Source organism: Paenibacillus sp. FSL K6-1230 (assembly GCF_038002385.1).
Classification (GTDB): Bacteria; Bacillota; Bacilli; order Paenibacillales; family Paenibacillaceae; genus Paenibacillus; species Paenibacillus massiliensis.
The window spans coordinates 1,413,752-1,433,678 of record NZ_JBBOCK010000001.1 but is presented as its reverse complement, the minus strand read 5'-3'; the positions used below and the strand labels follow the sequence as shown (position 1 = coordinate 1,433,678).

General features: G+C 46.6%; 14 protein-coding genes. 7 read left to right on the top strand and 7 right to left on the bottom strand.

What is annotated here, in order from left to right; translation table 11 throughout:
• Positions 1-52: 52 nt before the first annotated feature.
• Positions 53-1,930, bottom strand: coding sequence for a DNA helicase RecQ (gene recQ, locus MKX74_RS06255; protein WP_341177832.1), 1,878 nt, complete (start codon positions 1,928-1,930; stop codon positions 53-55).
• A gap of 304 nt (positions 1,931-2,234) precedes the next feature.
• On the opposite strand from recQ, the gene rlmD reads away from it, so the two are divergent.
• From rlmD to MKX74_RS06225, 6 genes are all read left to right on the top strand, one after another.
• Positions 2,235-3,920, top strand: coding sequence for a 23S rRNA (uracil(1939)-C(5))-methyltransferase RlmD (gene rlmD / locus MKX74_RS06250; protein WP_341177831.1), 1,686 nt, complete (start codon positions 2,235-2,237; stop codon positions 3,918-3,920).
• Between the two features lie 609 nt (positions 3,921-4,529).
• Positions 4,530-5,447 (top strand): putative RNA methyltransferase, encoded by a 918-nt coding sequence (locus MKX74_RS06245; RefSeq protein ID WP_341177830.1) that lies wholly within the window; start codon positions 4,530-4,532, stop codon positions 5,445-5,447.
• A 908-nt stretch (positions 5,448-6,355) separates the two neighbouring features.
• Complete coding sequence (locus MKX74_RS06240) at positions 6,356-7,267, top strand: FMN-binding protein (RefSeq protein WP_341177829.1); 912 nt, start codon at positions 6,356-6,358, stop codon at positions 7,265-7,267.
• 54 nt (positions 7,268-7,321) lie between these two features.
• The gene (locus tag MKX74_RS06235; protein WP_341177828.1) at positions 7,322-9,196 is read left to right on the top strand and encodes an FAD-dependent oxidoreductase; all 1,875 of its coding nucleotides are present in this window, start codon (positions 7,322-7,324) and stop codon (positions 9,194-9,196) included.
• Between the two features lie 127 nt (positions 9,197-9,323).
• Entirely contained in the window at positions 9,324-9,779 is a 456-nt protein-coding gene (locus tag MKX74_RS06230; protein WP_018886499.1) for a hypothetical protein, read from the top strand.
• A 41-nt stretch (positions 9,780-9,820) separates the two neighbouring features.
• The gene (locus tag MKX74_RS06225) at positions 9,821-10,804 is read left to right on the top strand and encodes a polyprenyl synthetase family protein (RefSeq protein ID WP_341177827.1); all 984 of its coding nucleotides are present in this window, start codon (positions 9,821-9,823) and stop codon (positions 10,802-10,804) included.
• A gap of 215 nt (positions 10,805-11,019) precedes the next feature.
• On the opposite strand, the gene MKX74_RS06220 is transcribed toward MKX74_RS06225, so the two are convergent.
• Entirely contained in the window at positions 11,020-13,017 is a 1,998-nt protein-coding gene (locus MKX74_RS06220) for a methyl-accepting chemotaxis protein (protein ID WP_341177826.1), read from the bottom strand.
• Positions 13,018-13,227: 210 nt separating this feature from the next.
• On the opposite strand from MKX74_RS06220, the gene MKX74_RS06215 reads away from it, so the two are divergent.
• Positions 13,228-14,184: an IS30 family transposase gene (locus MKX74_RS06215; protein ID WP_028591466.1), complete on the top strand. Its 957-nt coding sequence runs from the start codon at positions 13,228-13,230 to the stop codon at positions 14,182-14,184.
• Positions 14,185-14,267: 83 nt separating this feature from the next.
• On the opposite strand, the gene MKX74_RS06210 is transcribed toward MKX74_RS06215, so the two are convergent.
• From MKX74_RS06210 to MKX74_RS06190, 5 genes are all read right to left on the bottom strand, one after another.
• Entirely contained in the window at positions 14,268-15,461 is a 1,194-nt protein-coding gene (locus MKX74_RS06210) for an MFS transporter (RefSeq protein ID WP_341177825.1), read from the bottom strand.
• A 156-nt stretch (positions 15,462-15,617) separates the two neighbouring features.
• Entirely contained in the window at positions 15,618-16,718 is a 1,101-nt protein-coding gene (locus MKX74_RS06205) for a zinc-binding dehydrogenase (protein ID WP_341177824.1), read from the bottom strand.
• A 257-nt stretch (positions 16,719-16,975) separates the two neighbouring features.
• Positions 16,976-17,422 (bottom strand): transcriptional regulator, SarA/Rot family, encoded by a 447-nt coding sequence (locus MKX74_RS06200; RefSeq protein WP_133568729.1) that lies wholly within the window; start codon positions 17,420-17,422, stop codon positions 16,976-16,978.
• Positions 17,423-17,716: 294 nt separating this feature from the next.
• On the bottom strand, positions 17,717-18,592 hold the full coding sequence (locus MKX74_RS06195; protein WP_341177823.1) for a UbiA-like polyprenyltransferase: 876 nt from the start codon (positions 18,590-18,592) through the stop codon (positions 17,717-17,719).
• The gene (locus MKX74_RS06190) at positions 18,576-19,919 is read right to left on the bottom strand and encodes an aspartate aminotransferase family protein (RefSeq protein ID WP_341177822.1); all 1,344 of its coding nucleotides are present in this window, start codon (positions 19,917-19,919) and stop codon (positions 18,576-18,578) included. Before MKX74_RS06190 ends, MKX74_RS06195 begins: the two co-directional genes overlap by 17 nt.
• Positions 19,920-19,927: the final 8 nt, after the last annotated feature.

Genomic DNA, 19,927 nt, shown 5'->3' with positions numbered 1-19,927 from the left:
GCTGTTCTTTGATCTAAGATGAATAGCAGTTGAACAGCAACCTTAAAGTCATCTAGTACCCTGCGTAGTCGTCAAATCCATCATCATAGGGAACCTGCTCCGCCTCGGACTGCTTCTGGAAGAATTCCAGGAACGGACGCCCGTATTTCCGAAACTTCACCTCACCTACACCCTTCACACGCAGCATGTCTGCTTCGGTCAGAGGAGTGGCAACACTCATCTCACGCAGCGTCGCATCATTGAAAATAATATAAGAAGGTACATGCTCCTTGGCAGCCAGCTCACGCCGAATCAATCGAAGTTGCTCGAAGACTGTCTCGTTCACAGCCGCCGGATAGGCATCCTTCGCACGTCGGCCGCCTGTTCCAGTGAAGGACGTCGCATGACGTACCACACGCTGCATGACCTGGCGCTGCCCCTTGAGTACCTCTGCCGCCAGCTGCTGCAGCCGTACTACTGGGTATTGTCCTTCCGACAAGGATAAATATCCCTCCGAGATCAAAATGTTGATCATCTCCACGATCTCTTTCTCGGTCCGGCTACCCAGCACACCATAGGTTGGCAGGCTGTCGAAGCCGTATTGCAGCACCTTCTTGTTGCGTGAGCCCTTGAGCACGGAGGCGACCATGGAGGCGCCGAACCGTTCACGCATACGGTGGATGCAGGAGAATATCTTCTGTGCATCTACGGTAATATCAACAATTTCGCGGTCATCTGTACAGGAGCTGCAATTGCCGCACCCTTCCCCGTCATGCTGCTCCCCAAAATAGTCCAGCTGCGCACTGCGCAAGCAACGAGTCGTATAGGAATAATCCACCATCTGCTGCAGTTTGCGGTAATCATTGCGCTTGCGATCCTCATCCTGCGGGTTCTGCTCAATCAGGAACTTCTGGGTCACAATGTCCTGCGGTCCGAAGAGCAGAATGCACTGGCTTGGATCACCATCCCGGCCCGCACGACCTGCCTCCTGAACGTAGGCCTCCATATTCTTCGGCATATTATAATGTATGACATACCGTACGTTGGACTTGTCGATCCCCATCCCGAAGGCATTCGTCGCCACGATGACCCGGATATCGTCGTACAGGAAGGCCTCCTGACTCTCCGCCCGCTCCTCATCGCTCATACCTGCGTGATATCGCCCGGCCGCGAGCCCTGCTTCCTTTAGGCGCATATACAGATCATCCACATCCTTACGGGTAGCGGCATACACGATCCCGGACTCATCCGCATGCTCCTTCGCATAGTTCAGCAGAAACGACCGTCGATCCTCCCCGCGCAGTACGCTAAAGGCCAGATTGGGACGTCCCAATCCTGTGACAAAGGTCTGTGGCTCACGCAGACGCAGCAGCCTGACAATGTCATCCATGACCTGCGGCGTGGCCGTCGCTGTGAAGGCCGCCAGCACCGGACGCTCCGGCAGACTTTCCACGAAGGGAGATACAGCCAGATAGCTTGTCCGGAAATCATGCCCCCATTGCGATACACAGTGCGCCTCATCAACAGCGACACAGGAGATTCCGAGCTGGCTCATCTCTTCACGGAACCAGTCCAGTTCCAGACGCTCTGGCGCTACATACAGCAGCTTCAGCTGTCCTTGACGTGCAGCTCGCAGCCGATCATTTACCTCTCTGCCAGTCAAAGTACTGTTAATATAAGCAGCAGGAATGCCCATCGTCGTCAGCGCATCCACCTGATCCTTCATGAGGGAGATCAATGGAGACACTACCAGTGTCACTCCTTCATATAATAAGGCCGGGATCTGGTAGCAGATGGACTTTCCTCCTCCTGTTGGCATAATACCAAGCGTATCGCTGCGCTCCAGGAGACTGCCTACAATCTTCTTTTGTCCTTCCCGAAAGTCGGGATATCCGTAGTATTTGACCAAAAGCTCACGTGCCTGCTCTAGACTCGGTGCTTGTACACTCATTTTTCATAACCCCTTATAAAAAACCAATACACTCTATTTTCCCATCAAAGCAGCATCATTTCAATAGCTGAGGAAGCCTGCAAGCTTACCTCAACCTTACTACTATAATATCTAAAAATAAGTTTAACGGGGAAGATCAGGTTGGATAACTTTTGCTTCGAGTGCTATTTGAGCTGTCTACATCCTATTTCGCACCTGTAAAAAGTCTAATCACGGGCCCGTTATCGCCAGTCGCCACATAGCTTTCCACCTTCTCACATGATATAGTGGACACGATACTACAGAGGATGGAGATTTTACCGTTATGAGTGAACACACACGCCCACGCAAGGGGACTCAAACCAAGGCTCAACCTACCAAGCAATCCAATTCACAACCATATAGAGGCAAAACATCAGGCAAAAGTTATGCAAGTGCCAATCAATCCAGTACAAGCCAATCAGGTAAAGGTCAATCAGGTAAAGGCCAGCCGGGTACAGGCAAACCCAGTACAAGTAAAAGTAAACCAGGCGTAGGCCATTCCGGCCCCCAAAAAACGAGCTCACATGTGAAAGCTGCTGACGCCCCCAAGTCGAAAGTAAATAAGCACTCCTTTCAGCGCCAGCGGCCTAGTGCTGGCGATGCAGAGGAGCTGCGCCCGAATGATCGGATCGTCGTCACCATCAAGCGACTGGGAATCAACGGCGAAGGTGTTGGCTATTATCGGCGCAAAGCTGTATTCATCACGGGCGCGCTGCCGAATGAGGTCGTCAAGGCCAAGGTAGATACTGTGCAGCAAGGCTTTATTCAGGCTACTCTTACGGAGATTGAGAAGCGCTCTGTGCATCGCATCGATGCGCCCTGCCCTGTCTTTGGAGAGTGTGGCGGCTGTCAGATTCAGCATATGTCCTATGAGGGACAGCTGGAGGCCAAGACCGATATTGTCCGTGAAGCGTTCAATCGGTATGCAGGACTTGATTCCGTACCCATGAAGCCAATGCTAGGCATGGAGCATCCGTGGGATTATCGCAATAAGGCGCAGCTACAGGTCACCCGTCGCCAGGGAGAGGTCATAGCCGGACTATATGAAATGAATAGTCATACGATCGTGGATATTAGTGGCTGCCCGATTCAGCATCCCAAGGTCAATCAAGCGGTAGCAGCGACGAAGCAGGTGCTGGACGAGCTGCGTATTCCGCTGTACAAGGATCAGGGCAACCGCGAGGGTATCCGTACGATTGTTGTACGGCATGGGTTCCAGTCCGATCAGCTTCAGGTGACACTCGTCTCCGCAGGAAGCAAGCTACCACAGCAGGAGCAGCTCATTCGCAGGCTGCGGCAAGAGCTGCCGCAGATGTCCGGCTTGTCTCTGAATATTAACTCTGGCAAGACCCATCTCGTCTTCGGGGATCGGACCCATACACTATGGGGAACAGAAGCGATGGAGGAATCACTGGGCGATCTGGAATTCCGTCTCTCTCCTCGTGCCTTCTTCCAGCTCAATCCACAGCAGACCGTCAAGCTGTATGAGAGTGTACGGATTGCAGCTGCGCTGACTGGAAAAGAAACGGTCGTAGATGCCTACTGCGGGACAGGTACGATTGGCCTGTGGCTAGCTCCTTACGCCAGCGAGGTGCGCGGTATCGAGGTTATTCCTGAGGCTGTCGAGGATGCGGCACGCAATGCCCGTCAGAACGGGCGGGTTAATGCAACCTTTTACACAGGGGAAGCCGAGGTACTGCTGCCTCGCTGGGTGAAGGGCGGCTTCACGCCTGATGTCATCATCGCAGATCCTCCGCGCACAGGATTGGACCGTCGTTTTCTGGAGACCATACTTCGTACCAAGCCTCAACGCTTCGTCTATGTATCCTGCAACCCGTCGACACTGGCCAAGGATGCCAAAGTCTTGCTGGACGGCGGCTATGAGCTACAATGGGTACAGCCCGTAGACATGTTCCCGCAGACGAGTCATGTGGAGTGCGTAGCGTTGATAGTTAGAAGTAAAAAATAAACATTACAATTAACAAGAAAATGATCGAGGCAAGTTCATCATAAGAGATGGATTTGTCTTTTTCATTTGTTAGTTATCAACTCCATTCGACTTGTATATTGATATAAGATCTTTCAAAGGAAGTGAAAGGAAATGTCATACCAACTTACAAATTCTAATGACAAAATAGTCCAGGGATAGGGGGAAGCAATAATCGTAGCAACTACGGAGCGTTTGATACCAGACCTTGGCTATGCTGAGCTTGTCACTATTTGCAAGGCTGATGAGACGGATACCTCTGAGATTATACGCAATATCAAAAAAATCACTGTAGCCGCAATACCATAAAGTTTGCAGAGTACAAATATAATGGCGAGAGCTTTGAAGTACGAGAGTTGAAAGAACTGTGATGTGTACACACCCTTTCATCATGGTTATACTAACAGCTAGAGTGATATCGCTCTTCTTTAATATATGTTATTAGGAGATGTTTTTCTTGATCATCAAATTCATTCGTTTACGTTAATGGAAGGTGCAGGCTAAGTAACTCACGTCATTTTTTAAAACTATGACTTGGGTTTATTTAGCTGTGCCTTTTTCATTTACTAAAATGAATGAGGTGTTTTTATTTTGTCCGAAAACAATCGAAAAATTACAAACGCACGTCTTCTCTCTGAATATGAAGGCATTTTTAGATGTCCAATATGTTCAAATCCAGTTGAGGTAATAAATTTAAGGAGTTTAATTTGCTCCAATCATCATTGTTTTGACATATCTAAGCAAGGATATGTTAACTTATTGTCCCATCCCCTTAAAACAAAATATGATAGAAAACTGTTTGAATCTCGAAAGATGTTTAGCCAAAGCGGCTTTTTTGATCCGTTGATTGCTCAGATTTGTGAGAATATGTTAGAAGAGTTGAAACCAACGAGTAAATTCATAAAAATATTAGATGCTGGATGCGGTGAAGGCTCACATTTGAACAATATACAGCAAAGGATAATTGAACAATCGCGATGTAACTTATTGGGAATAGGAGTTGATATTTCTAAAGAGGGAATCAATATTGCTTCGAGAAGTCCTTCCAAAACAATCTGGTGCGTAGCGGATCTCGCAAAGTGTCCATTAATTGATAAACTATTTAATTTCATATTGAATATATTATCACCTTCCAACTATTCTGAGTTCCATAGAATGCTTGCGGATGATGGAATGGTTATAAAAGTTATCCCCGAAAGTAAGTACCTTCAAGAATTAAGAGGGATACTTTACAATCAAACAGATAGAACTGTATATTCAAATGAAAATACATTAGAGCTTTTCAAACGTAATTTTGATCTTGTTGACATCCAGCGTGTTCAGTACGGTGTAACAATGGAAAATAAGTACATTGAGCAGTTGGTCCATATGACCCCCTTGTCTTGGGGATCATCGGAAGAACTTATACAACAAGTTTTGGGTAGGGATAAACTGGAGATTACTTTTGACTTCTCAGTCTTGCTTGGGAAGAAAATGAATGCTCATAGATCCAATTTATTTAAAAACTAATTATCAAAGAAGCTTACAAGGAATATTTTAATGTGTATTGTATATAACATTGAATCAATAAAACAGGCGTATTATTAAGTACAAATTTACAGGATACGAATTGAAACAGGGCTGTTGAGAGTCATAGTAGAACGATCCACCTTGCATAAGTTTGGTGGATCGTTTTACATATTAGTTGATACAGGTGAATATCAGATGCATCATATTTTTTATTTTCTACCGTTAGCACTTATCGCTACTTAAATGGAAAGGGGCTTCAGCGTAAGCTCTCTGCAATAATTCGCCCATTCGCTGAGGACTTGCTCATCATCAAGGCCAAGCTGCGCAAATAACCAAATTCACTTCTGAAAGGCACAGAATTGTTCTTCCGTATCTTTTTGCATTTCGAGAGCAGTTTCCAATTCCGCTTTGCTTGGTAAAGACTTGTTGTTCTGCCTGATTACGTTGATTTTATTGTTTATTTTTCAACTCGCTTAATGCTTTGATTAGAGAGGAATATTTTAGACCAACAGCCTGTCTTTTACAAAACGTGAAGTACTGTTCAATCGTATAATGAACTTCCTTACCGTTCCTGCCCTTCACTCTTGTCCCCGGTAACCTTTGACATAATAATCATCTACTGTCCTACTCGTTCCGCGTAGTAACCTTCGATTGATTTCATTACCGCTTGCAGCGTATTAGTAGAACCTTCTATTCCGACATATCAGGTGGAACCTCAAGCAAACGGATATACGTGATAAATTTCACATTATCCCCTATCTTTATATGCTAAAATTCCAACGAACAATGGTTTCGGACTCTGGAATAACCCGCTAAAAGCTTACTACACAACGTTTTTTACCAATTTTGTTATTAAAATGTGTTGCATTTTAATATATATATATTTTATCTTACTGGAGGTCATTTAGATGAAGAAAGCATCTATTCTACTCTGCACTGCCCTGTTAATCGGTGTTCTTGCTGGCTGTAGCTCTAACAACAGCACTGAAAATCCAGCCCCTGCAAACAATGGCGCAACGACTGAAAACACTGGAGCAGCAAGCGGTACGAACAGCGGAGACACTACTGCTGAGCAAGGCCAATACAAAGACGGCGTGTACTATGCTATTGGTGAAGTTGATGCTAAAACCGGCTGGCAATATTATGTTACCTTGACTGTTGCAAGCGGTAAAATTACCGAAGCCAACTGGAGCGGCATTAACGCTAATGTAGGCCCTGACAAAAAGACATACTCCGAATCCGGCAAGTATGGCATGAAAGCTGGCGGCGCTTCTGCCGAATGGCATGAGCAAGCTGCACTGGCTGAAGCCTACCTCATTGAAAAACAAGATCCTAAAGACATCACTTTGACTGAAGAAGGCAAAACGGACGCGATCTCTGGCGTTTCAGTGAAAGTCAAAGATTTATTCGGTCTTGCCGACAAGGCACTGGCAGCTGGTCCGGTAGAAGCAGGTATTTATAAAGACGGAACCTACCATGCCGAAGCTGACAAGTTCGCCGAGAAGTCCGGCTGGAAAGAAACGGCTGACGTTGTTGTCGCTGCGGGCAAGATCATCCATGTTAACTTCAGTGGTGTGAACGAAGCTGGTGAAGACAAGAAACAAAACTCCATCGATGGAAAATACGGCATGAAAGCCGGCGGCGCATCTTCCGAATGGCATGAACAGGCTGCTCTGGCTGAGTCCTATCTCGTCGAGAAACAAGATCCTGCCTCCCTTACATTTAACGAAGAAGGCAAGACTGATGCGATCTCCGGCGTATCTATTTCCCTGAAAAGCTACTATGACCTTGTAACCAAAGCACTTGAAGGTGCGAAATAATTCGTAATTAGAAGTTAGGTAAGTCCCACCACCCTAGTTAAGCAGGTGAATCTTTTGAAGAAAATTGTTGTCCTCGGCGGAGGCTACGGCGGTGTTGTTACTGGTAAGCACCTCGCCAAATTGTTCAAGAAGGATAAGGACGTGTCGATCCAATTGATCGACCGCAATCCTTATCACACACTCCTGACGGAGCTGCACGAGGTCGCGGCTAACCGCGCTCCTGAAGACTCGGTAAAGATTGAGCTCAAGAAGATTTTTGCCGGTCAAAAGGTTGACGTCGTTCTGGATTCTATCGATAATATCGACTTTGCAGCTAAAGAGCTTCGTTCTGCAAAAACAACCTACAAGTATGATTACCTCGTTATCGGTACTGGCTGTAAGCCAACCTTCTTTGGAATTCCAGGTGCGGAGGAGCACTCACTGACTCTCTGGTCCTATGAAGATGCTGTTATAATCAAAGACCGAATCCGTGATAAATTCGGCAAGGCTGCTAAAGAAAATGATCCGGTAAAACGCCATAAAATGCTCTCTTTCGTGATCGTAGGTGCTGGCTTTACCGGTGTTGAGCTTGTGGGTGAAATGGCGGAGTTCCGCGATGAGCTTTGCAAGGAATTCTATATCGATCCTAGCGAGGTTCGTCTTGTCGTTGCTGATATGGCACCAAAAATTCTGCCGATTCTGCCTGACAAGCTGATTGAAAAATCAACCAAGTACCTGAACAAGATCGGCGTAGAAATTGTAACCAGCGCAAAAATAACAGGCGTTACCCCGTCTGGCGTAGTGCTCGGTGACAAACAGCTTGAAGCTGATACGGTAGTATGGACCGCAGGTGTTGAGGGCTCCGAGCTCGTCGGCAAGCTGGATGTTAAACAAGAAGGTCGCAAGCGCATTGTGACTAACGACAAGCTGCAAAGTGTTGATCATGACAATGTATACATCGTCGGCGACAACATCTTCTTCATTCCTGAAGGTGAGTCTCGTCCGGTTCCACAGATGGTTGAAAATGCGGAGCAAGCAGGCCCGTTGATCGCCCATAACATCTATGCGGATGTGCATAACAAGCCGAAGAAGCCTTACAAACCAGGCTTCCACGGTACCATGGTAAGTATCGGCAGCCGCTATGGCGTAGCGAATGTCGGTCTTCCGAACAAAATGTTCATGCTCACCGGCTTTATGGCGATGTTATCCAAGCACATGATCAACATGTACTACCTCTTCACTGTAGCTGGCTTTAATAAAGTATGGACTTATATGATGCATGAGTTCTTCCATGTGAACCATCGCAGAAGCTTTGTCGGTGGACACTTCGCTAAGCGTTCCCCGAACTTCTGGTTGGTGCCGCTTCGTGTCTTTGTTGGCTGGAAGTGGCTGGAAGAGGGTCTAGACAAGCTACCGAAGATTTTGAAGGACCCATCAAATATATTCCTGATTCCACCACCACCGCATGCGGATGTTGTGACCGCAGCAAGTGATGCGGCCGGTACGGTCAAGGACGCTGTCGACGCTTCGTCCGCAGCCTCTGCTGTAGAAAGCGCATCGACTGCCGTAACTGCGTTACCAGTTCCTGATTTTGTGAGTAGTAGTGTGAACTGGTTCATGAACCTTTTCTTCTATACTCCAGATGGTGGTTATACCGCTCTTGCTAGCGTGTTCCAATTCTTTATGGTGTTCATGGAAATTGCAGTCGGGCTCATGCTCATCGTCGGTCTGTTCACAGCTGTAGCTTCCGCTATTACTGTTGCTCTCGGCGTTATGATCTGGTCCTCCAGCATGGCCTCGGCTGAAATGCTGTGGTACATGACAGCAGGTGTTGCTCTGATCGGTGGGTCTGGCAGTGCATTCGGACTTGATTACTATGTACTTCCTTGGCTCAAGAAGCAATGGAAGAGGATTCCTCTCGTTCGACGATGGTATCTGTACACAGAGTAATGGATTGAACTTGAGTAAGCTCAACAAATAGCCTCAATTAGAGTAATGCGCGCATGCGTGCATTACTCTAATTTTTACTTTTTCTAGCTTGAGTTGTGCAGCAATACGTCTGGAGGAGTGTGCCATCATGAACAAATACGAGCTGATCCAAGACACATTTCATATGTTGCAGAGAGAAATTTCACCGGATACGGGAATTCGACTGAATATGCCTTGTGAAGAAGCGGAAGAGATGGCGAGTCTGCTGCTTGAATATGGACTTCCAGCGCTACGCACGACCCGTTTATTATCTATTTACATCGCAATCAAGCTCGCCCTCCTGCGTCATTCGGAATGCGACAACGCTCTGAACGGAGAGAAGTTGACCCGCAGTGTGCTCGACGGCGACTATCTATATAGCTTCTATGTGCAGCTTTGTCTGCAATGGAATGAGCATGATCTTCTCGTCCGTCTTGCCCCGGTTATTAAGCAAATACAGATTCGGAGAATCGAAGGCGCTTCCTATGACGATGCCTTGCTTCGTTGCTGGGAGCTGTTTCTGGAGATGGAGGAAGGACATGTTCGCAAGAGTTGTGCCATCTGAGGCCGACAGGCCCTTATCAACATCAATCGGGAGAGAATCATATGACAAGACTGGATGCAGAACTAGGGATCTCGCTTCGCTCCGTTGATCGTGCCATCGAGAGTATGGTCAAATTCGATAAGGATATACCCCGTTCTTCCATGCTTGCTCAGCATGTTCTTCAACTGATCCGTTCTGGCGGCAAAAGAATTCGCCCGCTGCTGGTTATCGTAGGGTCACGCTTCGGCCCATCCGCTGAAGAGAAGGACACCATGAGGCTGGCGGCGGCGGCTGAGCTCATTCATGCGGCATCCCTGATTCACGATGACATTATTGATGATTCATCGGTCCGACGTGGCGAGCCTGCACTGCACGTCAAACTTGGCATCCATGATGCCCTGCATGTCGGCAACTATATGTCCGCACGTGTCGTTGAGCTAATCACCGAATATTCTGCAGAACGGGAGCGCTTTGCCTACGATTTGTCTTCCCTTGTTACCACTCAGCTATGCCTGGGTGAATATCAGCAACTATCCCATTTGTATAATTACGAGGTTCATATTGAGGATTATTTGGAGAAGTCCCGGAACAAGACAGCGCAATTGATGGCCTCGTGCCTGAAGATCGGCGCATTATCTGGAGGCGCGAAGAATGATATCTCAGAGCTGCTTTATTCCTTCGGTGAGAAGCTAGGAATGGCCTTTCAGATTCGCGACGATATTTTGGACTTTACTCAATCCGCCGAGAAGCTTGGCAAACCGGCTGGCAGCGATCTCCGTAAGGGCCAGGTAACCCTTCCTGTACTGTTCGCACTGGAGCAGGAGGAGCTGGCTTCAAGAATTCGTTCTATCGGACCGGATACTCCTAAAGCTCAGGTTGATGCGGTTGTGACCCTCATTCAGCAGTCGGATGCACTCCGGCAGAGCGAGCTGATCAGTGAACAATATCTCGATGAAGCTCAGCACGTTATTCGGCAGTTGGAATCTTATCCTGCCCATCGTGATTTGACCGTCCTGCTGAATTATCTTAGCGGACGGGAACATTAATGGCATACATGTATGCCAGAGAGGGTGCCCCTCAGTCATCTACGATGACCTTTGGGACAGCCTTTTTTTATGGTTCGTCCCATTTCAACTGAGATAGCCCTCTGGTACTGCTAACCTGTGTATTCACGTCAAATATCCCCACATAAGATTCGGATTGTTCTGCAAATGCAGACAAGAGCACCGCCCACAATTGCTGGCAGTGCTCTTCTCCTTTTTCACAGAACGAACTTTTTCACTTTTTCATCTAAATCTGCAGCAATCTTGGCAATGTTCTGAGCAGAAGCTGCAATCTCCTCCATGGATGCCAATTGTTCTTGACCTGCACTACTAATTTCATCAAAAGCTGTTGATGAGGTAGAAGAAACATTGGAAATTTCAGAAACAGAAGCCGTAATCTCTTCCGTACTAGCTGACAATTCCTCTGTTACGGCTGAAACATCATACATCTGTTGAACAACATTTTGAGTGGATATTTCAATTGTTTGTAATGCATGCAGTGCCTCAGCTGATATCTCTACTCCGCGAACCGTTTCAACCATGACTCGTTTAGTCATCGCTTCATGTACATTATCCACGAGTCGATTGACAAGTGTAATGGTTTCTTGTATTTGTACAGAAGAAGCTCTTGATTGTTCGGCTAATGTTTTCACTTCCTGAGCAACAACTGCAAAACCCTTCCCTTGCTCTCCTGCCCTTGCAGCCTCGATCGATGCGTTCAAGGCTAAGAGATTCGTTTGCTCCGCTACATCGGAAATGGCCTTGCTCATATCAGTAATTTTGAAATTAAGGTGCTTTAATTCCTCAATATACGTTGCCGATTCCTCGACTGACTCTCGAATTAGCTTCATTTGGCTTCCTACGGTTTCAACCATTCTACTACCGTTTTTGACCTCCTGTTCGGTACCACTGGAAAGCTCGGCAATAGTTGCGGAGGATTCTGCAATTCTGCTAATCCCAACGGCCATCTCCTCCATCGTTTTCGCAGTTTCCTTTGTTAATTGGGATTGTACACGTGCACCTTCAGCTGAGTTTTCAAGCAAACCAGCTACATGTTCTACCGTTGCCGTTGTCTCATCCGAGCTTCGACTTAACTCATTGCTTGATGCAGCAAGAATCACGGAGGAACTGGAAACGTTGCGGATGATATCATGCAGTGAACTAACCATAAGATTATAGTTATCACCTAAACGACCGATCTCATCATCTTGTTTGATCTTAACTCGCTCATTTAGATAGCCTTCACTGATTTTTTGTGACAGCTGAACAAGTTGACTAATTGGTTTGGTAATACTTTGAGTAAATATAACTAGTAAAATCAGAGCTGTCAGTACACTAATGGTTAGAATCCATACGGTCTTCTTCATAATTGGAGCAGCTGCGTCTGCGAACTCTTGAAAGGGAATAACTGCAATGATTTTCCACCCTGTTAATTCATTTGTGTGATAGTACCCTTGTCCCACCTCACCAGTATCACTATTGACAATCGTCAGTTCACCCTTATCGCTTTTTAATATCGTATTGCTGGCATCATCCTGAAGTAACGTCCCTTGGGGAATATAAGGGTGATATATCACCCTACCGTTCTGATCAAGCACATAAATAAACCCACTTTGCCCCAATTGAGTAGATTTAAACAATGATTCAAGTTGTTTAACTGAGGAAATAAGTGTGATGACTCCCTTCTCGTTCTCGAGCGCTTTTGAGATATGTAAAACTAAATTTTGCTGGTCCCCCGCTGGTTCAGGAGACGAAATAATAACTTGATCTGGTTGGGAAGTTGCTTCTTTAAACCATTTGGTTTCACTATTATTTTCTTGATCTAGACGAGATCCGACGGCATTTATCGTCATGCCTTCTTGATCCACTGCAAGAACGGATTCCAATTCGGGATGTAAGCGGAGAAAATCACTTAGAATCTTATTGATTTCAGTGGATTCTTCGTTTTCATTTAGGTCACTTACTAACAAAGCTAGCTGCTGAACATTTAATTGTTGAGCATAAAAGGAACTGGATAGACTAGTGCTCAAGGTCTCAACAGTTCCATTCGCTGTTTCTCCAAGTTTAATCGCAATTTGCATCTTTGCTTCCTCATAAGACATCTTGCCAAGTGTGGCTAGTGGAAAAACGATAAGCAACGAAACAATGACAATTAACTTTGTACCTAATTTTCTAATCCTTACTTTCTCATAAAGCTTCTTGATTACTCTAATCATGGTCAATCTCCTTTTTAATGGCTGAAATTGTATTTTCAATTTTATATTTCTTTTAAGTATGTTATCGGTAAGATACTTATTTAATTTTACGTATGACGGATTGTAATATGAAGTGCGACACCTACTGGAAATAAATATACCAAAGAGCCCATGGCCGGATTCGTGTAGAATGAAGGTTCCTACACCACATTCACACAAGGAGAATCCACCATGAGCTACACACATCTTAGCATAATCGAGCGAAGCAAGCTAGAAATCCTCCACCAGCAGGGGAAAAGTACCAGAGCGATTGCCAAGGAACTTGGCAGACATCATGCCACCATTGGCCGTGAACTCCGCCGAAATGCAGCAGAACACCCGTACTGCGCGGAGAACTCGCAAGAGGGCTATGTCCAGCGCCGTAAGGCGTCAGTTTCCGGAGGTAAGTGGAATCTAGAACTGGCGAGTCGCATCGAAGAAAAGCTTCAGGCGACCTGGTCTCCGGAGCAAACCGTAGAGCGATTGCGTCAGGAGGGTCAAGCGATGGTATGTTTTAAAACGATCTATCGCTGGCTGTATACAGGCCGTTTGGTAAAAGGCGTGCTTACGGTTTTACGGCACAAAGGTAAACGGCAGAGACCTGCAGAGACACGCGGCAAGTTCGCTGTGGGTAAGGCCATCTCTCAGCGTCCGAAAGTGGTTCGTTCCCGGGAGACCTTCGGCCATTGGGAGCTCGATACAGTCGTCTCAGGCCGTGGGAAAAGCAAGGGCTGCTTGGCCACGTTTATCGAACGCAAAACCCGCTTGTACACCGCCATTCGGATGCCAGACCGTACCGCGTTGTCCATGGAGATTGCCTTTGGTGTAGCGGCCTCACAGTATCCTACCCATGCATTTCAAACCGCTACCGCAGACCGTGGCAAGGAGTTTGCCTGTTACGCCAGCTTGGAAGCTACTCATGGCGTACAGGTGTATTTCGCAGATCCGTATTCCTCCTGGCAACGCGGCTCGAATGAGAATGCCAACGGCCTCTTGCGAGAGTTTTTCCCCAAGGGGACCGATTTCGCGCAAATCACGGATGAAGCTCTGGAAAACGCTCTGCACTTGATCAACCAAAGACCACGTAAATGTCTGGACTGGAGGACCGCTCACGAATCCTTTTCAGAGGAACTGTCGCACTTGGCTTGACAATCCGTCGTATATAAAAATAAAAACGGACAGTCCCTTTATTCTAAAAAAAGAGGAGACTGCCAGTTCATGAGTTTTAAGCTTTACAATGTAGCTTTATTACGTCTGGATTTTGGTCCCGTTTCTGGGAAGATCAATGTTGCAATAATTGCAAATACTGCGAGAAAACTGAAATATAGCAATGCATTACGAAGTCCGGTGTACTCGGCAATGATTCCAATGACAAGCGTAGAGACAGCTCCGCCAAACATACCTACGCTCAAAATAACACCTTGTGCCGCGCCTGCTTTCTCTGGGGTCATGTCTTCCAGCTCCATAACACTTGTAAACATAGCAGGAAGCCATCCGTTTAAGGCAAGACCAATTAAAATGACGGAACCATAAAGCATCCAGCCATCCGGTAATGTGACGGAACCAACGCATCCTATAAGCAGCAAAACTAAAAGTGGCCACATAAATATTTTCCGTCTACCTGAAGCAGCCATTAGGATACCCACAAGTACACCCGCCACAACTGAAGCTAGAGAGATCAAACTGGCAATCGTACCTGATTTGGCTGCCGACATCTGAAGATCCGTTTGATAATATGTTGGCAGGAAGGTTTGTAGGCTTTGACTAGCCAACATAAAGGATAGATAAGCAACGATAAGCAGAATAACTTCTTTTCTTCTCAACACCTGCTTCAGTACGTTCTCTTTAGCCACCGGACGGCTAATTGAAGGACCAGCTTCTGAGCCCACTGGATCAGCTATAACAGCCTGTACATTGTTTTTGGCAAAAATAATCCATAGAACCGTCGTAATCAGCATGGCAATGCCAAACAACTCCAACGTCATCTTCCAATTTCCACCTACTAGATTGTAAACAGGTATTGCAAGAACGAGCGCCAAGAACGATCCAGCTAAAGACAAAATTGAATTTAAAGAATTAATTAATGGTCTTTCTTTGGGGGGATACCAGTCCATGGTTACTCCTACAGAGGTTCCTGCGGCAATCCCCATCCCAACACCAATCAATATACGACTAAGCAAGAGCACCGTGAAGCTAGACGTAAATAGCGGCACCAATCCACCTACCGTATAAAACACAAGTGCGATGGTGCGAGTATGTTTAATTCCGAATCTGCTCATGAGCGGACCACCTAATGTTCCAGTTAGCCCCGCGCCTAACAAAACAATCGTAACAATAATTCCGGCTTCCGCAGTAGTAATATTCAGGTCTTCCATCATCATGGGAATAAAAACTGTTGGCCCTACAAAAATAACCGTAGGTACCAAAGATGTTAAGGCAGACAATACGAGCATAACCCAACGGTAATTAGAGTAACTAGGCTGACTTTCCATAATTTCATGCTGTCTGACTCTTGGTGCCTGACAACACTATGTTCACCTCTTTGGCTGTAGTATCAATCTTTAAGTGAAAATAAATAAATTTTAGAGTTCCAATTCTTCTGAAGTATAGAATTTGTCTCCTTGAAGGTGAGGTAGAATTAAAATTTTGACTTGGTCAATCTTTTTGTCTCCTCCTGGACGCAGCGCAGCAAAAGCCTTACCAACGCCCTCAAATCCTGTGTAGGAGGTTACAATCTGTGAAGGATCAAATTTTCCGTCTTTCATGTCTTTAAATGTCTCACCTAGAGCCGTATATGAGGCTTCTCCATATCCGGGACCTGTAATAAATTCCAATGTAATATTTTTATTGATAAGAGAAGTTGGTTTGATCGTATTATCTGCCATCGATGCACCAACAATCAGAAATTTGGTGTAGTGTGGAACAGAATCGATCATACTATTGATTAGATTTTTAACTCCAGAAGCTTCAAAAACATACAATCTTTGTGATGCATCAGCCATTTCGCTATATACATCCACCGGATTTTGTTCCATCGGATTAACTACTGCATGAGCACCGTACTTCAGAGCAATATCACGCCGAGTCTCGGAAGGATCTGACACCACGATCGGATGTATCCCACGGGTAGCTAAAGCGATAACAGCTCCAAGACCTACTGTACCAGCACCTGTGATAATGGCTCCGCCTTTAGGATCGATCTCCGCTCGTAGAACACTATTGTATCCGGTTGCAAGAGGTTCGGTTACCGCAGCGTGATAAGGGTTAACCCCATCAGGTATTTTGTAATGTCCACCATTTCCGACTAGTACACGTTCGGATAAACCGCCTGGATAGTCATTTGAATACCCTACCGTGTAGGGGACTCCATTATCTCCAATGACCCAAGGAAGAATAACGAGGAGATCTCCAGGAGCATATTCCGTCACATTTTCCCCAACCTCAATTACCTTGGCTGTAAACTCGTGACCTAGAACAAGGTCTTTGGTAGGATCAAAGGCTTGTCCCACACTCCCTGCTTTGGTTACACTTTCAAGAAAATCCTCTGTATGTTCAACGGCTGATAGATCACTTCCACATATACCTATGGCGAGAGGTTCAACTAACAATTGGTCTTGATTTGGGTGAAGTTCAGGTAATTCCTTTACCTCAAATTGACCTTGCTTGTACGTGACTGCTTTCATTCTGCTCTGCACATCCTTTGTTTTTATTTCGTAGTTATTTTTAAATTATCAAAAAGAATCTTTTTAATAATTATCTTACTAGCAAGATAAATAATACTCCTAAAATTTATTTTTTACAATTCATAATTTTGTCACTTAAATATGTTTACAACGTGATAATATTCACATTGGATAGTGCTAAACAGGCCTTCAAGCATAAAAAAAAAAGGCGAAACAATGTTCCTGCTTCGCCCCTCTTAAGAAATGAATTCAATTCACTATTTAGAGGTAATTTGTTTGAGCAATTTTTTGTACATCCGGTTCCATTCTTTGATTTCTTCATCCGTCAGCATGCTAAAATGAGTAGACAATAGTTCCAATCTCATATCAAAGGCTTCTTGGACAACTTTCCTGCCTGTGTCTGTAATTTCAAGAACAACAGAACGGCGATCAAACGACTCATCCCGCGTCCTTACAATAAAGCCTTTCTTGATTAACCTGTTACAAATACCCGTTATGCCTCCGGAAGTAATATGTAGCGGCTCTGATAGTTCTTTTGCACGCTTTTGTCCCTCTGAAGCTAACATCTCCAGTATGCTTACCTCTGTCATAGATAGATTCAGATGATTTTTAAAATTCCAGTCAGTCAACCAGATTTTATTAAACATGGAAGACATGAGCGCATTTTCAATAAGCAACTCTTCTCTTCGCTCTTTTTTATTCACTTAGTTCAGCACCCCGTTTAGATTTCTGATCGTTCATTTATTATATAATACGTAGTTTATATTTGCACTCTATTGAGTTTTACCTAAAGTCATACAGGATGGCTACTAGGACTTGACAGATTGAGTGGATTGACATGAGTTTCTTGACAGTTGCTGAACAAAAAAGACACCTCTACGATTTGGTATTGTGAAGTTGACCGCAACACTACCAAATAAGAAGAGGTGTCTCCTTAGCATCATAACGCAAACGAAGCAACCTGAACAACCACATGAGAAATCATCAGCCCTGCAATGCTAATTCAACAGAAAAAAATCAGCCATCGTGAACAACAGGATCGTCATACTAATCACCTGATTCAGATTGTACGAAGCCACCTTCATGACCTTACGGTTAGAAGGTTTGATGATACGATGCTCTGCCATCAGCAGCAGAATCGAAATGACCAGGCCCAACATGTACAGCCAGCCTAGCTGCTGGATCGGAATCAGAGAGATAAGCAGCAGCACCATAATTGAATGAAGTCCCGCAGCAATGCGCAGACCATTCTTTAAGCCGAATATGCTAGGGACGGACCATAGCTTGTGCTCCCGATCGAACTCAATGTCCTGAGAGCCATAAATGATGTCAAACCCGGCGATCCACAGCATCACGACGGTTCCCAGGATAAATGGCAGAAAGGCGAATTCACCTGTGACGGCGAACCAGGCGCCGATCGGTGCTGAAGCGATTGTGAAGCCAAGATACAAATGGCTCATGTAAGTAAACCGTTTCGTATACGAATAGGATGAGATCAAGAAGATCGCTACTGGTGACAAAATCAGGCAGAGCGGATTCAGCATTCCCGCTGCGACAATAAAGATAGCGTAGTTCACCACGACAAACAAGAGCACTTCTCTCTCCCCTAACAGCATCCTCGGTAGGTGACGATGCGCCGTGCGGGGGTTCTGGGCATCGAAGACCCGGTCAACGACACGGTTGAAGGCATTTGCTCCATTACGCGCAGCGACCAAGGCGATCAGTCCCCATAACATGATCCGCCCTGACGGTAGCCCGTCAGCCGCCCAGATCATGGAGATGACCGCGAATGGTAGGGAGAACAGTGTGTGGGAGAACATAACCAATTCACCGTACAGCTTGATGCGGTGAACAATTTTACGCGTGATCTCCATGATGAACTCCCTCCTGTGCCACGGATGATGCTGTGTGCACCGCTTCCTCAAGCGCTTGCTCAAGTGCTGCAAGCATCTCTGTGATGTCCTTCTCGGTAATGACGAGCGGCGGCTGGAAGGCCAGCACATTGCGGCCGACACCGTTCTTGCCGATAATGAAGCCGCGATCCTTCAGCGTCTCAAGGACGTCATCGACAAGGCGGGCGCCAAGCTCCGTGTCGCCCGCACTCAGCTCAGCGCCGAGCATCAGACCGGCGCCGCGCACCTCGGACAGCACGCGCGGATAGCGTGCTGCCAGCTCTTCCAGACCGGCGCGCAGCAGGCCGCCCAAGCGCTCGGCACGTTCCGGCAGGCGGTTCGCTTCGATGTAATCCAGCACCGCAAGCGCGGTGGCCGATGAGACGGGATTGCCGCCGAACGTGGAGGCTGAAGGCCGCGTGAAGCTGGTGGCAATGGCGTCATTCGAAGCAAAAGCCGCCACCGGAACACCGCTACCGAGCGCTTTCGCCATGGTGATAATATCGGGCGTCACGCCCCAGCGATCCATGGCGAACATGCGGCCTGTGCGGCCGAAGCCGGTCTGAATTTCGTCGGCGATGAGCAGTACACCATACTGCTCAAGCACAGCCTTCACTTCAGGGAAATACCAATCCGGCGGCACAATAATGCCTGCATTGCCCTGAATCGGCTCTACGATCATAGCGGCAATATCGCCGCCCTTCTCCTCCAGCACCGCCTTCAGCGCCTTGAGCGAGCGGCGTGCCGCAGCAGCTGCACTCATCCCTTGCTCATAGGGACGCGGAATGAATGTTACGTCTTCCGCAGCATCCAGCCTAGGGAGCTGCGGATCTGAGCGCCACATCTGTAGCCCTGTGACGCTCATCGTCAAATAGGTCCGTCCATGCAGACCCTGCTCTAGCGCGATGAATCCTTTGCGACCTGTATGCAGCCGGGCAAGCAGCAGCGCTCCCTCATTGGCCTCGGAGCCGCTGTTGACAAAGAACGTACGGCACAGGTCTCCTGGCAGCACCTCGGCAAGTCGCTCCGCTAGATCGACATTGGGCTGCGTCAAATAGATGGTGCAGGTATGCTGCAGTGCTCTAAGCTGCTCCATCGTTCTTTCCACAATTTCCGGATTGCAATGGCCGCTGGCCACCACCGATACGCCGGCAAAAAAGTCGATGTATCTTTTCCCGTCATGTCCGTACAGGTATTGCATATCTCCTCGTACGAGCTGAGGTGGATTCCGATAGAAGTGACTCGTAGTAGGGTAAAAATACTTACTCCGCTTCTCCAAAATACCTTCCGGTCCAATATATTGCTGCATGCTTCATT

What these genes read in the sequence shown, in the direction of transcription:
- rlmD (WP_341177831.1), top strand. Translation starts at nt 2,235, where the DNA reads ATGAGTGAACACACACGCCCACGCAAGGGGACTCAAACCAAGGCTCAA.
- MKX74_RS06205 (WP_341177824.1), bottom strand. Translation starts at nt 16,718, where the DNA reads ATGAAAGCAGTCACGTACAAGCAAGGTCAATTTGAGGTAAAGGAATTA.
- MKX74_RS06230 (WP_018886499.1), top strand. Translation starts at nt 9,324, where the DNA reads ATGAACAAATACGAGCTGATCCAAGACACATTTCATATGTTGCAGAGA.
- MKX74_RS06190 (WP_341177822.1), bottom strand. Translation starts at nt 19,919, where the DNA reads ATGCAGCAATATATTGGACCGGAAGGTATTTTGGAGAAGCGGAGTAAG.
- MKX74_RS06215 (WP_028591466.1), top strand. Translation starts at nt 13,228, where the DNA reads ATGAGCTACACACATCTTAGCATAATCGAGCGAAGCAAGCTAGAAATC.
- recQ (WP_341177832.1), bottom strand. Translation starts at nt 1,930, where the DNA reads ATGAGTGTACAAGCACCGAGTCTAGAGCAGGCACGTGAGCTTTTGGTC.
- MKX74_RS06195 (WP_341177823.1), bottom strand. Translation starts at nt 18,592, where the DNA reads ATGGAGATCACGCGTAAAATTGTTCACCGCATCAAGCTGTACGGTGAA.
- MKX74_RS06225 (WP_341177827.1), top strand. Translation starts at nt 9,821, where the DNA reads ATGACAAGACTGGATGCAGAACTAGGGATCTCGCTTCGCTCCGTTGAT.
- MKX74_RS06240 (WP_341177829.1), top strand. Translation starts at nt 6,356, where the DNA reads ATGAAGAAAGCATCTATTCTACTCTGCACTGCCCTGTTAATCGGTGTT.
- MKX74_RS06220 (WP_341177826.1), bottom strand. Translation starts at nt 13,017, where the DNA reads ATGATTAGAGTAATCAAGAAGCTTTATGAGAAAGTAAGGATTAGAAAA.